Here is a 15804-nt window from a genome sequence, read left to right as displayed (position 1 = left end):
AGAAAAAACCATAATAAAAGTAAGGTAAAACCTTATTTGTAAGAAATTAACAGATGAAAGTGTTTGAAACAAAATGAGAACATGTAATTGCTTATAACAGTTGCTGTAGCCAGTATTTATTTTGTCAATATCCAGTTTATTAGGTCTTTTTTGTCTACAATAGCCCAACTGTGAGGGTGTCGTTCACCATTTGCTCTATATCCTTTGTTAGTTGTTGGTATATACTCAACATTATTAAAATCTTTAGCTTTTAAACTCTCATATAGTTTTTTGATATAGAAAGCATTCATTTGGTCATAATCAGCCATTCTATTCTTTTTCCACCATAAAGTATCAGGTTCTGTATAAAGTCTAATTTTAGTGTTTTTTAGTTTCTTTATATTAGAAATATTGTCAGTACTAGAGGTAAATACAGCTTTTTCCTCGTATTTTTTAATACTATTTTTAGGGTTGCCAAAGTTATTACCTAATGTTTCCAATAGCCAAGTACTTTCTAAAATTGAAGGTTCTGAAAAGTTTCGTTCTATATTTTTTTCTGAAGATTTATACAAAGCAACCAAGTCTATAGGAGAATCCACAATAAATACTCCTTTTGGGTCGATATTGAACTGTTTCATCCCAACAATATAATTACTAATTAGAAGACTAACTACTCCACCGCTAGAAAAGCCTCCAATAAAGATATTGTCAGTTGGTAATTGGTTTTCTGTAATTATAGTTTGTAAACTTTTGGCAAGTTGTTGTTGTTCGTTTTCTTCAAGCCATAATTTCTGATTAAGATTAGAAAGTATAACTGCAATATTATTTTTTCTAGCGATATCAAGGATTTTAAACTCTCTTTTAATGTCTTTAGCAACTTCTGGGTAACCTCCAAACAAAATTAAAACCGCCTTAATGTTTTTAGTTGGTTTATAAAGTTCGTAATCTTTTTTTATAAGCTCGGTAAACTCAAACTTTTCAAGAGTTACTTGTTGTTTCTCTTGTTTGCTCTGCTTACAGGAAGTAAATACAATAAAAGCTAGAATTAAAACTATTGTAAGTTTTTTCATTTGTAATAAATGTTTTACTATGATTTTGTTATCGAGAAATAAATGTGGTTTAAGATTAAGAGAGTTAGGTGTTTAAACTTATAAATTAAGTTTTACTTTTATTTTTTGCCATAATGAATTAGCTACCGTTTTTATTTCATTTAGTTCAAATTCTGTTTCGTTTTTCCATTCCACTTTATATATTCCTCCGCCTTCATCTATTTCAACTGCTTTAAAGTCAAACGATTTTAGGAAAAGGGTTAAACCTGTAATTCCTCCATAAGGATATCCACAAGCATAGAATTCAAGTCTAGCTTTTCCATCTCCAATTTTTTCACATTTTAAGAACTCAATATCTATGTTTTCAACTAAATGTTGTGTCATAGAATAAAAGTGCCAGACACCGTCTTTTAATTCATTAGTTTTAAATTCAGGTTTTAAATCGGACTCACTAAAGTAGTAATGTTTAAGTGTGTAATTTGGGAACTTATCTAACCAATATTCATCAGTTTTATAATCTCCACTTTTTTTTGATGTTGAAATGATGTCAAGAAGTTTAGTTAAGTCATTAAACTTATCCTTATTGTTCATCTCAAATTCTATGTATTCGTTTTTTTCCAATATGTTTTGTAAGTTGATGAGAGCAAGTGATAAATTATATACGGTGTTATATGACGCTTATTTCAATATTATTTCGATATTTTCAATTAACTTATTGGTGACAGATATTGCAATTTTGAATTCATCAATAATTTGATTTGTAGTATCGGTAAATTTAATTTTAGCTTTTTTTAAATGTGAATATTTAGTCGGCAAGTTCGATACTGAATTTCGCATAATCTTTACCCCATTAATAGCATTTTCCATTGCAGGTATTATTGGTCTTAAACTATTAGAAGTGTCATTAAGTTTTTTATAATTTTTGGTAATATGAAAACTCATTAATGTGGCTTTTTCATAAGCGTAAATTCCACGGGCATAATGATAGGCAAAATCATTAATTTCTTTATTTAATTTTAAAGTAATGGAATTCATAAATTCAGCGTATTTTTTTACTGTTCTCAAAACACGTTTATCAAACTCAGTTAACCCTTGTTTTCCGTAATTATCAATTAAGTTGTTGTTTTCGGTTGTTTTTTCTCCAAGACGAGTTACCAATTCAACAATATTAGATGTTGCTTCTCTAAAAAATTTCGAGGACTCTGATTCTTCAATAATTTTTTGAAGTTCTAAATCTGTAATCGAACCATTTTCTATATCTGTTAAGAAATTATTAGTCTCGGATCCCTCAATAATATCAGTAAGCTCATTAATTGAATTGGTATCTAATTCTTTTTTTTTGGAAACTAAAATTTTCCATTGTGTTTTGGTTTTTTGAAGAGTTGTTTTTGTGATGTTTTCCCAGTATGTTTTGTCCTCATCAGGTAGATGTCCAACTAGAATTACAGGAACATTAAAATTAAGCCAATAATTATAATGTATTTTTGATACATAATGGGTTAAATAGTTTTCATTAATATGGAAATTTGCTTCTCCTGTTTTAATTTGAGCTGCAATGAATTGACCAGTTGGATTTCCGTTTTTAGATTGCTCTATTAAGGCATCTATTCCGACATCAACAATTGGTTGCTCGCGAAAAATCCATTTTATTTCCTTTGTAAAAATGAATCCAGTTTTATAAATTCCTATTCTTTCGGTGTTACTGTCTCTCATTTTCATTTAGTTTAATGCCATACAACTTATTTATTCCCATAATAAAATTACCAATACGCATTTTACACAGTAGAATAAATGGAAGATATAGCAATTTTATTAACACTCTCAAATATAAAAAAAGTAAGATAAAAAAGTGTAACTTTTTTATCGGGTCGCCACCCCAAGCCTAATCGGGTCGCCACCCCAAGCCTAATCGGGTCGCCACCCCAAGCCTAATCGGGTCGCCACCCCAAGCCTAATCGGGTCGCCACCCCAAGCCTAATCGGGTCGCCACTCCTTGCCTAAGGGGAGTGACACTCCCTCGGTAAGGGGAACGATGCTCCCCGCCTAAGGGGAGTGTCATTCACTGCCTAAGGGGAGCAACTTCAAACAACAAAAAAGGTAAAATATTCGTATTGTGTAGAAAAATGTTTGTTAGGTGCTGTGAAGTATAAAGAAATCATTTTAAAAAATAAATACACCCCAAAGAGGAGTGTATTTAAGTGTAAAGTTTTATAAACAGTTAACTTAACAGTTTACAAAAGCACAAGTATTCTCGTTTGTTTCAATTTGTACCGTAAGTGAGAATTGTGTACTTGCTTTTTATACTAAAGGCTCTGCTTTAAAACCTTTACTTTTTACGATAGCAATTACTTCGTCGGCTGTGATTCCTTTAGAACTTACGGTAAGAATTTTATCATCAAAATTAGTGTCTACATTCCAATGGCAAATACCTTCAGCATTGTCTAAATCAGCTTGAACTTTTGATACACACCCTCCGCAGTTAAGGTTAGTTTTGAATTTTAACTCTTTATTATTTTCCATTATATTAAAAATTTATTTGTTATTGAATACTGCAAATTTCAGCACAACAGGGATGTTTGTTGTTGTACAATTTTAAGATTGATTTGTGAGATTTACAGATTTACTTGCTAAGTGAGGTTTAAAATGTTCCGACACTTGCTAGTGCCGAAACACTTGTTATTTTTTCCATTTTAATCGTAAGCTATTGGTAACCACACTAACACTACTCATAGCCATAGCTGCACCAGCAATCATAGGATTTAATAAGAAACCATTAATTGGGTATAAAATACCAGCTGCAATAGGAATACCAATAAGGTTATAAATAAATGCCCAAAATAGGTTTTGTTTAATGGTAGCTACCGTTTGTTTTGATAGTTTTATAGCTTGCGGTATTTTACTTAGGTCAGATGATATAATGGTCATTTTAGCAACATCCATTGCAATATCACTACCTTTTCCCATGGCAATACTAACATCAGCAGTAGCCAACGCAGTACTATCGTTAATACCATCACCTACCATAGCAACGGTTTTTCCTTGTTGCTGTAATTCTTTTACAAAGTTGGCTTTATGTTGTGGTAATACTTCAGCTTTATAATGTTGAATACCTGTTTCTTCAGCAATAGATTTTGCGGTAGCTTCGTTATCACCTGTAAGCATGTATAATTCAATATCCATAGCCTGTAGCTCCTTAATAGCTTGTACAGAAGTTTCTTTTATTTTGTCTGAAATAGCAAGTACAGAAAGTGCTTCCTTATTATTAGCAAACCAAATAACTGTTTTGGCTTGTTTGCTCCATTCGTTAGCTTGTTCTATAAGTTCGTCAGCTATAGAAATGTTGTTTTCAGCTAATAATTTCTTATTACCAACAAAAAAGGTTTCTCCGTTATAATCAGCCTTAGCACCCTTACCTGTAATACTGTCGAAATTTGTTAGTGGGGTAGTGGAAGTATCTCCTAAAAACTTTACAACAGCTTCTGCTAATGGATGTTCAGATTTTTTCTCAATACTTAAAAGAATGTTCTTGGCAGTATCATTATTCTGTAACCAAGATATACCAGTAACTTCTGGCTTTCCTTCGGTAATAGTTCCTGTTTTGTCTAAAATAATAGCGTTTACTTTTTTAGCAGATTCAAGGCTTTCAGCATCTTTAATTAAAATACCGTTTTCGGCACCTTTACCCACACCCACCATAATAGCAGTAGGAGTAGCCAGCCCTAAAGCACAAGGACATGCAATAACCAATACGGTGATAGCAGCTAATAATCCTTGAACTACTCCGTTATCTCCACCTAAAATAAACCATATAATAAATGTAATAACAGCAATACTCATTACTACAGGTACGAAAATACCTGCAATTTTATCAACCAATTTCTGTACAGGAGCTTTACTACCTTGTGCATCTTGCACCATTTTAATAATCTGGGCAAGCATGGTTTCTTTTCCAACTTTAACAGCTTTAAATTGAAAACTTCCTTTCTGGTTAATGGTTCCTGCAAATACTTTTTCATTTTCTTCTTTTAATACCGGAACAGGTTCACCACTTAACATGCTTTCATCTACATACGAGCTTCCTGTAGTAACCATACCATCTACTGCAATTTTTTCTCCTGGTTTTACAAGAATAGTATCACCTACGTTCACTTCTTCAATAGCAGTTTGCTTTTCCGTTCCGTCAGGTTGTATCACAACTACAGTTTTAGGCTGTAACCCCATCAATTTCTTAATGGCAGATGAGGTGTTTCCTTTGGCCTTTTCTTCTAATAATTTTCCTAAAAGAATAAATGCAATAATAACTGAAGCTGCCTCAAAATATACATGTGCTTCTAATCCTCTAGATTCCCAAAACTTAGGAAATAACATGTTAAATACACTAAATATATAAGCAATACCCGTACTTAAGGCTACTAGGGTATCCATATTTGCAGAACGATGTTTGGCTTGTTTCCATGCATTGATAAAAAAGTCTTTACCAAACCATAGCAAAACTGGGGTAGAGAAGGCCCACATAATAGGGTTTGCATAAGGCATATTCATAAAAAACATACCAATAACAACTACAGGTAACGAGAGTATTACCGACCAAATGGTTTTGGTTTTTAGTTGCTTGAATTTCTTTTCATGAATAGCTTCGAGTGTTTCTTGCTGTTTGGTTTCGTCTTCAATTAACAAATCATAACCCGCACTTTGTACTGCTTTTTGCAGTTTTGTAGCATTGGTCATGTTTGGAAGGTATTCTACCGTTAAGTTTCCGCTAGCAAAATTTACTGAGGCATTTACTACACCTGGTTCAAAGCTAACAATACTTTCAGCACTTCCTGCACAAGAAGCGCAAGTCATACCCAATACTGGAAAAACTTTTTTAACAGTGGTTACACCGTAACCAAGGTCTTTTATAGCAGTAACGGCATTCGCAAGAACTTCTTCGTTGGTAACTGTAATAGCAGCTCTTTGGTTGTTTAGTTCTACTTTATGGGTTTCAATTCCTTCAACATGTGCTAAGCCTTTTTCAACGATTAAAGCACAGTGTTCACTTTCTACACCTTCTAAGGGTAGGTAAATGATATCTTTATTATTTGTTGCCATTTTTTCTTGTATGAATTTGTATACTACAAAGTTGGCTATAAGTTAAAGAAAATTTATTGTGGAATTTTGTAATTGATTTATAAGATTTACACCTCGTCTAATGGTGTACGTTTGTCTTTACGGATTTTTTTGAAGTGGCTCGGGGTTAATCCTGTTACTTTTTTAAACTGATTGCTTAAGTATGCTACGCTTGAATAGTGTAAACGAAAGGCAATTTCACTCAACGATAATTCATCGTAAACGAGTAATTCTTTTACCTTTTCTATTTTTTGAGCAATAAAATACTTCTCAATAGTAGTGCCTTCTACTTCAGAAAAAAGGTTGGATAAGTAATTATAATCGTGATGTAGTTCGTTGCTTAATAATTCAGATAAATTGATTTTTGTTTCACTGTCTTGATGATGCACTAAATTGATGATTAGGTTTTTAATCTTTTCAATAATGCGACTTTTTTTATCGTCAATAATCTCAAACCCTAAGCTAAGTAAGACCTTGTCCAAACGTTTTTTTTCATCAGAAGTAAGCTCTTTTTCAAGTGTAACTTCACCTAATTTAATATTCTTTACACCCACACCTAGCTTGTCTAATTCATTTTGAATTACCATAATACAGCGATTGCAAACCATGTTTTTGATTGTGAGCGTCATAGTGTTTTTAGTATAGTTTGTTAGGTTTACAAAGATAAAAAGAAGTGATTGTTATAAATCAAAAACGGTTTCAATTTCTGCAATTCTATACCCTTGTGATATTACAAACTCACGTTCTCCGCTGGTAGGGTTGATTACAGGGTTTGTATGGTTGAAGTGAATAAAGATAATTTTGTTCTTTTCTTGTTTACTTAAGTCTTTAAACTTATCTAAACTTTCAACAATAAAAGGGTGTGGTATCTGGCTAATATCTCTACTATTTATTTCTTTTCCACTATAAAAAGTAGCATCTAAAAAAGCATAGTTTACTTTTTTAATTTCATCAATAATGTTTTTGTCCCATTTTTCCCACTTGTCAATATCAGGAATAAACAAAGCACTTTTATTAGGGCCCGTTATTCGGTAGCCTACGGTTTCAGAGTATTCGTCTCTATGGGGGACAATAAGTGGAGTAACCTTAATGTTTTTGGATAGCTCAATTGGTTTTTCATTTTCTATTGGATGAAGCTCTATGTTTTTTCGAGTAATCAATTGATCCCAAGGACCATTTTTAGATAAGAACTCTTTCATTCTAGGCATAGTATATACAGGTGTGTTGTCAGCATCCATAGCTTCTTTACCTAAATACATTAAACCAGTATAGTGCCCTATGTGAGCATGTGTTAAAAAGATTCCATCTGCAATTTCTTTGTCAGCACTATCTTCTAGTTTGGTAAGTGTTTTCATTTGTGACGTAATATCTGGAGTTGCTTCAAATAAGTAGGTTTTTTGATGTTGTTTGTCAATTATTCCTAATGAAGTTACCTGTCTTTTTTTATCAGGATTCTTAAAAAGGTTAGTGCAACATTCTTTTTTACATGCAATTTGTGGAGAGCCTGCATCTTGAATAGTTCCTAAAATAACAATAGAGGTATTGCTTGTATTTGTTTTGAATGTTTTTTCTGAAGATTTATTACCAGCACATGAAAGGATAAAGAGAGTAATGAAAAGAATACAGTATTTATTCATAATTATAGCTTGTTGGTAATAATGTGTTTTAATTATCAGTTAAAAGTACAAATTTTAATACTAGAAAGAAGAGGGGAAATTTATTACTCTTTATATAATGATAGGTATAGTATGAAAAAAAACCAAGTGTTATTTACTTGGAACTTTTATTTCATGGCCTTTGTTTATTTCATACGAGAGTTTTTAGAATTATTTAACAGCAATAATGGCACTTGCAGGACCAGTTAAATGCATCATTCTAGTATTACTAAAACCTGCTTCTTTTGCCCAGTTATTAAAATCTGAAAGGGTAAAATCGTAACCTTCATCAGTTTCAATAATCATGTTTAGCGACATCATTAAACCAAAAGCATTTTTATTTCTTTCATTATCAATTATATTTTCAATAATAATTAAAGATCCTTCTTTAGGTAGGGCGTTATAGGCTTTTTTTATAAGTGTTAACTTATCTTTTGTACCCCAATCATGAAGAATGTTTCCCATAGTAATAACGTCTGCTTTTGGTAATTCATTAGTAAAGAAATCACCTGAGTGAATTTCTATTCTGTCGTTTAAACCAAAACGAGTTACATTTTCTTTAGCTATTGGTTCAACAGCAGGAAGGTCAAAAGAAATACATTTTATATGTGGATTATTTTTTGCAATTTGTATTGATAAGTCTGCTCCAGAGCCACCAACATCACATAGCGTATTGTATTTAGAAAAATCAATATCACGAGCTAATTTTATGAAGTTTCCAGCCTGAACACCTGACATTCCGTGTATAAATTCTCGGAGCTTATTTTCATCTGCATAAATAGCTTCAAATATTGGCTTGCCACCATTTTTTGTCTCATTTTGAGGTTTTCCAGTTATTAAGGCTTCTTCTAAATAGTTCCAAAAAGGATACAATCTGTTGTTAGACATTTCCAATATGCCTCCCATATAACTTGGTTTGTTTTTATCTAAGAATAAGTTGGTGTCTTCAGAATTACTATATATAGCACTTTCTTTTAATCCAGAACGCTCTAAGAAACCTAAAGCAACTAATGTGTCAAGAAAGTCGTAAAGAGATCTGTCATGAAGTTTGAGTTTGTCTTGAATTTCTTTTCCTGTTAATCCTTCATTAGCTAAATGCGTGAATAACCCCATTTTAACTGCAGTAAGTAAGGTTTTTGAAGCCCAAAAACCCATGCCTACTTCCATAATTCTTGAAGGGGTAATTTGGTTTTCATTTGTTGAGTTCATAGTTTAGTTGTTATAGTTAATAATTAATCTTTTTAGTGTTATTAAGTTCAATTATTAGGGATAAATGAAACTAGTTTATGAGCAGGAGTAAAATTATGAGGGTAAAAAAAATCCCAAGTAAGTAACACTTGGGATTTTTATTTTTTAATTGTCTTCGTCTATTTCTGTTCTAGACTCTTTGGGTTTTTCACCTTTTTCTATTTTTATGATGAGTTTTTTGTCTTTCTCATCTAAATCCATAAAGATAGCATCACCTTCATCAAGTTTTGAGTTTACAATTTCTTCAGCTAATGCATCTTCAATGTATTTCTGAATAGCTCTTTTTAATGGGCGAGCTCCATATTGTTTATCAAAACCTTTATCGGCAATATAGTCTTTGGCTTTATCACTTAACGTAAGTTTGTAACCTAAATCATCAATACGTCTTAGTAACTTGTCTAATTCAATATCAATAATCTTATGAATGTCTTCACGCTCTAATGAGTTAAAGATTACAACATCGTCAATACGGTTTAAGAATTCAGGAGCAAACGATTTCTTTAAAGCACCTTCAATAATACTTTTAGCATGTGCATCTTCCTGCTCTTTTTTAGAAGCAGTTCCAAAACCAACACCACCACCAAAATCTTTAAGTTTACGAACTCCAATGTTTGAAGTCATAATAATAATGGTGTTTCTAAAATCTATTTTACGACCTAAACTATCAGTTATGTGTCCGTCATCTAAGACTTGTAATAGCATGTTAAATACATCAGGATGTGCTTTTTCAATCTCATCTAACAAGATTACAGAATAAGGTTTACGACGTACTTTTTCAGTTAATTGTCCACCTTCTTCATAACCAACATATCCTGGAGGTGCACCAATTAAACGAGAAATGGCAAACTTTTCCATGTATTCACTCATGTCAATTCTAATTAAAGAATCGTCAGAGTCAAACAACTCACGTGCTAATACTTTAGCTAATTGTGTTTTACCAACTCCAGTAGAACCTAAGAAAATAAAAGAACCAATTGGTTTGTTAGGATCTTTTAATCCAACACGGTTACGTTGTATAGCTTTAACAACTTTAGTAACAGCCTCATCTTGACCAATTACTTTACCTTTTATTAATTGAGGTAATTCTGCTAAACGGCTACTTTCTGCTTCGGCAACACGATTTACAGGAATTCCTGTCATCATCGATACTACTTCAGCAACATTATCTTCAGTAACAGTTTCTCTGTGTAGTTTAGAATCTTCTTCCCATTGGTGTTGTGCAGACTCTAAGGCTGTTTCTATATTCTTTTCGTCATCACGAAGCTTAGCAGCCTCTTCATACTTTTGTCCGCTTACCGCTTTGGTTTTGCGTCCTCTAATTTCTTCTAGTTTCGCCTCTAATTCTAAAATTTGTTGCGGAACTACAATATTTGTAATATGAATTCTTGATCCAGCTTCATCTAAAGCATCAATAGCTTTGTCTGGTAAAAAGCGATCAGTCATATAACGATTGGTTAATTTTACACAAGCTTCAATAGCTTCATCTGTAAAAGTAACATGATGATGAGATTCATATTTACCTTTAATATTGTGTAAAATTTGTATAGTTTCTTCAACTGTGGTAGGATCTACAATTACTTTTTGAAAACGACGCTCTAATGCACCGTCTTTTTCAATGTTGGTTCTGTATTCATCTAAAGTAGTTGCACCAATACATTGAATTTCTCCTCTTGCTAAAGCAGGTTTTAACATGTTAGAAGCATCTAACGAACCTGTAGCTCCTCCAGCACCAACAATTGTATGAATTTCATCAATGAATAAAATGATATCATCATTCTTTTCTAGTTCATTCATCAACGCTTTCATACGTTCTTCAAACTGACCTCTATATTTTGTACCAGCAACTAAGCTAGCTAAGTCAAGAGAAACAATGCGCTTATCGAATAGAATTCGAGATACTTTTCTGTCTACAATACGTAAAGCTAATCCTTCTGCGATAGCAGATTTACCAACACCTGGCTCACCAATAAGCATTGGATTGTTCTTTTTTCGTCTACTCAAAATCTGAGAAACACGTTCAATTTCTTTTAAACGACCTACAACAGGGTCTAATTTTCCTGCAACTGCTAAGGCTGTTAAATCACGTCCAAAGTTATCTAAAACAGGGGTTTTAGACTTTTTAACTTGCTTTCCTTTTTGCGATTGTTGTCCATAAGGATTTGACTTTTCGTCAGCAAACTCATCATCTGAAGGAGTTTCTCCAATTGGTGAAATAAACGTGTCGTCATCTACGTGTAGTTCTTTATACAAGTTTTTAGCCTGCTCATAATCTACATCATACTTTTGAAGTAGTTTAGTAGTAGGGTCGTTCTCGTTACGTAAGATACACAGTAATAAATGTGCAGTGTCTATAGCGTTACTTTGATATAATTTAGCTTCTAAAAACGTTGTTTTTATAGCTTTTTCTGCTTGTCTGGTAAGATGTAAACTCTTCCTTTGAGGGCTTGAAAAAGATGGGGTTGTAGGATTTAGTTTTTCTAGTTTATTACGTACTAAATCTAAATCAACATCAAAAGTTGTTAATATTTCAATGGCTTTTCCGTCACCTTTCCTAATCAAACCTAACAAAAGATGCTCTGTTCCAATAAAGTCATGTCCTAGTCGTAAGGCTTCCTCTTTACTGAAAGTAATCACATCTCTAACCTGTGGTGAAAAATTATCGTCCATATATTTATTTTCTATCTCTGTAAAGTTAGTAAGTTTTTTTCTTAAAAATTACAAAAAAGGTGCCAATAGTTTTCAACTGACATTCTGACGAGTAAAATAAGGTGTTTTAATGTTTAATAACCTTATAAAATTGTTAATAAATAACCGTAAAACAGTCTATATATTTTTTGTGTAAAACTGAGGGTTATAGTATCTTGCAATGTTTTAGAAAATGCAGAGAACTAGAAAGCATTTCAAAAGTGAGTTTTATCGAGTGTAAAATTCACTTTTTTGACGAAAATAAATACTAATATTTTAAAAGAAAATATATGGCAGATGGCGAAAAGTTGATACCTATCAACATTGAAGAGCAAATGAAGTCAGCATACATCGACTATTCTATGTCGGTGATAGTATCGAGAGCATTACCAGATGTAAGAGATGGTTTGAAACCAGTGCATAGAAGAGTGTTATTTGGTATGCATGAATTAGGAATTAAATCTACAGGAGCATATAAAAAATCTGCAAGAGTTGTAGGGGAAGTATTAGGTAAGTATCACCCACACGGAGATACTTCGGTATACGACTCAATGGTACGTATGGCACAAGACTGGAGTGTGCGTTATATGATGGTTGATGGGCAAGGGAACTTTGGTTCGGTTGATGGTGATAGCCCTGCAGCAATGCGTTATACCGAGGTACGTATGCAGAAAATATCAGAAGAAATGTTGTCTGATATTGAAAAAGATACTGTTGATCACAAGTTAAACTTCGATGATACGTTACAAGAACCTACGGTACTACCAACACGTATTCCTAACTTATTAGTTAATGGAGCATCAGGTATTGCAGTAGGTATGGCAACAAACATGGCGCCGCATAACTTAACTGAAGTTATTAATGGTACTATTGCCTATATTGATAATAGAGATATTGAGATTGATGAGTTAATGCAACACATCAAAGCGCCTGATTTTCCTACAGGTGGAATTATTTATGGTTATGATGGTGTAAGAGATGCTTTTCATACCGGTCGCGGACGTATTGTAATGCGTGCTAAAGCTACTATTGAAGAGGTAAAAGGACGTGAGTGTATTGTCGTAACTGAGATTCCTTACCAAGTGAATAAAGCAGAAATGATTAAGAAAACTGCAGACTTGGTTAATGATAAGAAGTTAGAAGGTATTGCAAGTATTCGTGATGAATCTGACCGTAAAGGAATGCGTATTGTTTATGTTTTAAAACGTGACGCAATTCCTAACATTGTTTTAAATAAGCTATTTAAGTATACACAGTTACAAACTTCTTTTAGCGTAAACAATATTGCTTTAGTTAATGGTCGCCCAGAGCAATTAAATTTAAAAGAATTAATTCACTACTTTGTAGAGCATAGACATGAAGTAATTGTTCGTAGAACAGAATTTGAATTAAAGAAAGCTGAAGCTCGTGCTCATATTTTAGAAGGATTAATCATTGCTTCGGATAATATTGATGAAGTAATTGCTATTATTAGAGGTTCTTCTAATGCTGATGAAGCTCGTGAGAAGTTAATTGAACGTTTTGAATTAACAGAAATTCAAGCGCGTGCTATTGTTGAAATGCGTTTACGTCAGTTAACAGGACTAGAACAAGATAAATTACGTGCAGAATATGATGAAATCATCAAAACAATTGCTGATTTAAAAGATATTCTAGCTAATGAACCAAGACGTTACCAAATTATTAAAGATGAATTACTACATATCAAAGAAAAGTATGGTGATGATCGTCGTTCGGTAATTGAATATGCAGGAGGAGATATGAGAATCGAAGACATGATTCCTAACTCTAAAGTAGTAGTAACTATTTCGCATGCTGGTTATGTGAAGCGTACAAACTTAGATGAATATAAAGTTCAGAATAGAGGAGGGCGTGGACAAAAAGGAGCAACTACTCGTAATGAAGATTTCTTAGAACACTTATTTGTAGGTACTAACCACCAATATATGTTGTTCTTTACTCAGAAAGGAAAAGTATTCTGGATGCGTGTGTACGAAGTTCCAGAAGGAGGAAAGAATACGAAAGGTAGAGCTATTCAGAACTTAATAAATATTGAGCAAGACGATAAGGTAAAAGCATTCTTGGTAACAGGTGATTTAAAAGATGAAGATTACATCAACAATCATTACGTTATTATGGCTACCAAACGTGGTCAGGTTAAGAAAACACCTCTAGAGCAATATTCTCGTCCAAGAGCTAATGGTATTAATGCAATTACTATCAAAGAAGGAGATGAGTTATTAGAAGCGAAGTTAACTACTGGAGATAGCCAAGTAATGTTAGCACTTAAATCTGGAAAGGCAATTCGTTTCGAAGAAGCTAAAACACGTCCTATGGGAAGAACAGCTTCAGGTGTTCGTGGTATTACATTGTCACATGATAATGATGAGGTAATTGGTATGGTTGCTGTAAATGATATGGAAAGTAATATCTTAGTAGTTTCAGAAAAAGGATATGGAAAACGTTCTAATTTAGAAGATTACCGTATAACGAACCGTGGAGGTAAAGGAGTTAAAACATTGAATATATCAGAAAAAACAGGTAATTTAGTCGCTATCAAGAATGTTGATGACTCTAATGACTTAATGATTATCAATAAATCTGGGTTAACTATCAGAATGGCTGTAGAAGATTTACGTGTTATGGGTAGAGCAACTCAAGGAGTTAAGTTAATCAATATTAAAGATAATGATGATATTGCTGCAGTAGCAAAAGTTATGCATGAAAAAGACGAAGAAGAAGATGGCACGGAAATTGAAAATGAAACAAACGAAAGTCAAGAACAACAATAAATAAATCATAACTAAAAATGAAAAATCAAATTTTAGCCCTTTCTTTAGGATTAATGTCGTTAGGGGCGATTGCTCAAAAATCAGAACTTAAAGCTGCTGAGAAGGCTATAAAAAAACAAGATTTTACTACAGCATTAACTACCCTTAACGCTATTGAGGGTTCTTTAATGATGAACGGTGAAGATAAATATAAGTCTAAATTCTATTTCTTAAAAGGAAAAGCATTAGCTGCAAAAAAAGATTACAAAAAGGCAGGAGAAGCTTTGAATGCTTTAATAGCAATGAAAGAAAATAAGTATACAGATGAAGCTAAGCCTATCTTAAATCAAATGATTCAAGAAGTATCAAAAAAAGCAGTAGACTTATATAACAATAAAAAAGATTATAAGGCTGCAGCTGAAGACTTCTATTTGACATATGTATTAAGTCCTACAGATACCTCTTTTGCTTATAATGCTGCAGTTTCTGCTACTCAAGCTAAAGACTATGATAAAGCAATTGAGTATTATAGAGAGTTGCAAAAAATAGGTTATACAGGTGTTGAAAAACAATATGTAGCTACTGATAAGGCAACAGGAAAAGTTGAAAGCTTCGGTAATGATAAAGCTAGAAGAGATTTAATGGTGAAGTCAGGAAGTTATGTGAAACCAGAAATTAAATCTTCAGAGTCAAAATCAGCAACAATTGTTAAAAATGTAGCTTTAATATTAAAAGAGCAAGGAAAAACTGATGAGGCTATTGCTGCTTTTAAAGATGCTCGTGCTTCTAATCCAAAGGATTTAAATTTAATTTTAAATGAAGCTCAACTTTATGTTGATATGGGTAAAATGGATAAGTTTGGAGAGTTGATGAATGAAGCAGTGGCTTTAGATCCAGAAAATCCAACTTTATATTATAACTTAGGTGTTGTAAACTTCAATGAAGGAAGAATTGATGATGCTAAGAAGTATTACACTAAAGCAGTTGAGTTAAAACCAGATTATGCTGATGCTTATATGAATTTAGCAGTAGTAGTTTTAGATAAAGAAAAAGCTATTGTTGAAGAAATGAATAAAAACTTATCAAATTTTAAAAAGTATGATGAGTTAGCAGCAAAACAAAAAGAGGTTTATAAAGAAGCTATACCATTCTTAGAAAAAGCTGACAGTTTAAATAGAAATGTAGAAACTGTAAAAACTTTAATGAATTTATATGAAGTTTTAGAAATGAGTGATAAAGCTTCTGAATACAGAGAGTTATATAAATCAATGAAATAAGAAATTATTCAGATAATTAAAAAACCGAAAC

11 protein-coding genes are annotated in these 15804 nt (G+C 32.6%); 2 read left to right on the top strand and 9 right to left on the bottom strand.

Going from position 1 to position 15804, the window contains the following annotated elements; genetic code table 11:
- Nucleotides 1-116: 116 nt before the first annotated feature.
- The 9 genes from VCM48_RS05815 to VCM48_RS05775 all read right to left on the bottom strand — a co-directional run bounded on the left by VCM48_RS05815 (nt 117) and on the right by VCM48_RS05775 (nt 11707).
- Complete coding sequence (locus VCM48_RS05815) at nt 117-1049, bottom strand: hypothetical protein (protein WP_482271961.1); 933 nt, start codon at nt 1047-1049, stop codon at nt 117-119.
- Between the two features lie 78 nt (nt 1050-1127).
- Nucleotides 1128-1649: a hypothetical protein gene (locus tag VCM48_RS05810; RefSeq protein ID WP_482271960.1), complete on the bottom strand. Its 522-nt coding sequence runs from the start codon at nt 1647-1649 to the stop codon at nt 1128-1130.
- Nucleotides 1650-1706: 57 nt separating this feature from the next.
- Nucleotides 1707-2741, bottom strand: a complete 1035-nt coding sequence (locus VCM48_RS05805; RefSeq protein WP_482271959.1) for a DUF4365 domain-containing protein — start codon at nt 2739-2741, stop codon at nt 1707-1709.
- Nucleotides 2742-3326: 585 nt separating this feature from the next.
- The gene (locus VCM48_RS05800; RefSeq protein WP_408027953.1) at nt 3327-3548 is read right to left on the bottom strand and encodes a heavy-metal-associated domain-containing protein; all 222 of its coding nucleotides are present in this window, start codon (nt 3546-3548) and stop codon (nt 3327-3329) included.
- Nucleotides 3549-3704: 156 nt separating this feature from the next.
- Nucleotides 3705-6119, bottom strand: a complete 2415-nt coding sequence (locus VCM48_RS05795) for a heavy metal translocating P-type ATPase (RefSeq protein ID WP_482271958.1) — start codon at nt 6117-6119, stop codon at nt 3705-3707.
- A gap of 86 nt (nt 6120-6205) precedes the next feature.
- Entirely contained in the window at nt 6206-6766 is a 561-nt protein-coding gene (locus VCM48_RS05790; RefSeq protein WP_482271957.1) for a helix-turn-helix domain-containing protein, read from the bottom strand.
- A 51-nt stretch (nt 6767-6817) separates the two neighbouring features.
- Complete coding sequence (locus tag VCM48_RS05785; RefSeq protein ID WP_482271956.1) at nt 6818-7774, bottom strand: MBL fold metallo-hydrolase; 957 nt, start codon at nt 7772-7774, stop codon at nt 6818-6820.
- A gap of 189 nt (nt 7775-7963) precedes the next feature.
- Entirely contained in the window at nt 7964-9001 is a 1038-nt protein-coding gene (locus VCM48_RS05780; protein ID WP_482271955.1) for a methyltransferase, read from the bottom strand.
- A 144-nt stretch (nt 9002-9145) separates the two neighbouring features.
- Entirely contained in the window at nt 9146-11707 is a 2562-nt protein-coding gene (locus VCM48_RS05775; RefSeq protein ID WP_274640271.1) for an ATP-dependent Clp protease ATP-binding subunit, read from the bottom strand.
- A 308-nt stretch (nt 11708-12015) separates the two neighbouring features.
- On the opposite strand from VCM48_RS05775, the gene gyrA reads away from it, so the two are divergent.
- Nucleotides 12016-14517, top strand: coding sequence for a DNA gyrase subunit A (gene gyrA, locus VCM48_RS05770; protein ID WP_274640270.1), 2502 nt, complete (start codon nt 12016-12018; stop codon nt 14515-14517).
- A gap of 17 nt (nt 14518-14534) precedes the next feature.
- Entirely contained in the window at nt 14535-15773 is a 1239-nt protein-coding gene (locus VCM48_RS05765; protein ID WP_482271954.1) for a tetratricopeptide repeat protein, read from the top strand.
- The last annotated feature ends 31 nt before the right edge of the window (nt 15774-15804 follow it).

It is taken from the genome of Tenacibaculum sp. DPLXC6 (assembly GCF_056815515.1).
This window is presented reverse-complemented; position numbering and strand designations above follow the sequence as displayed.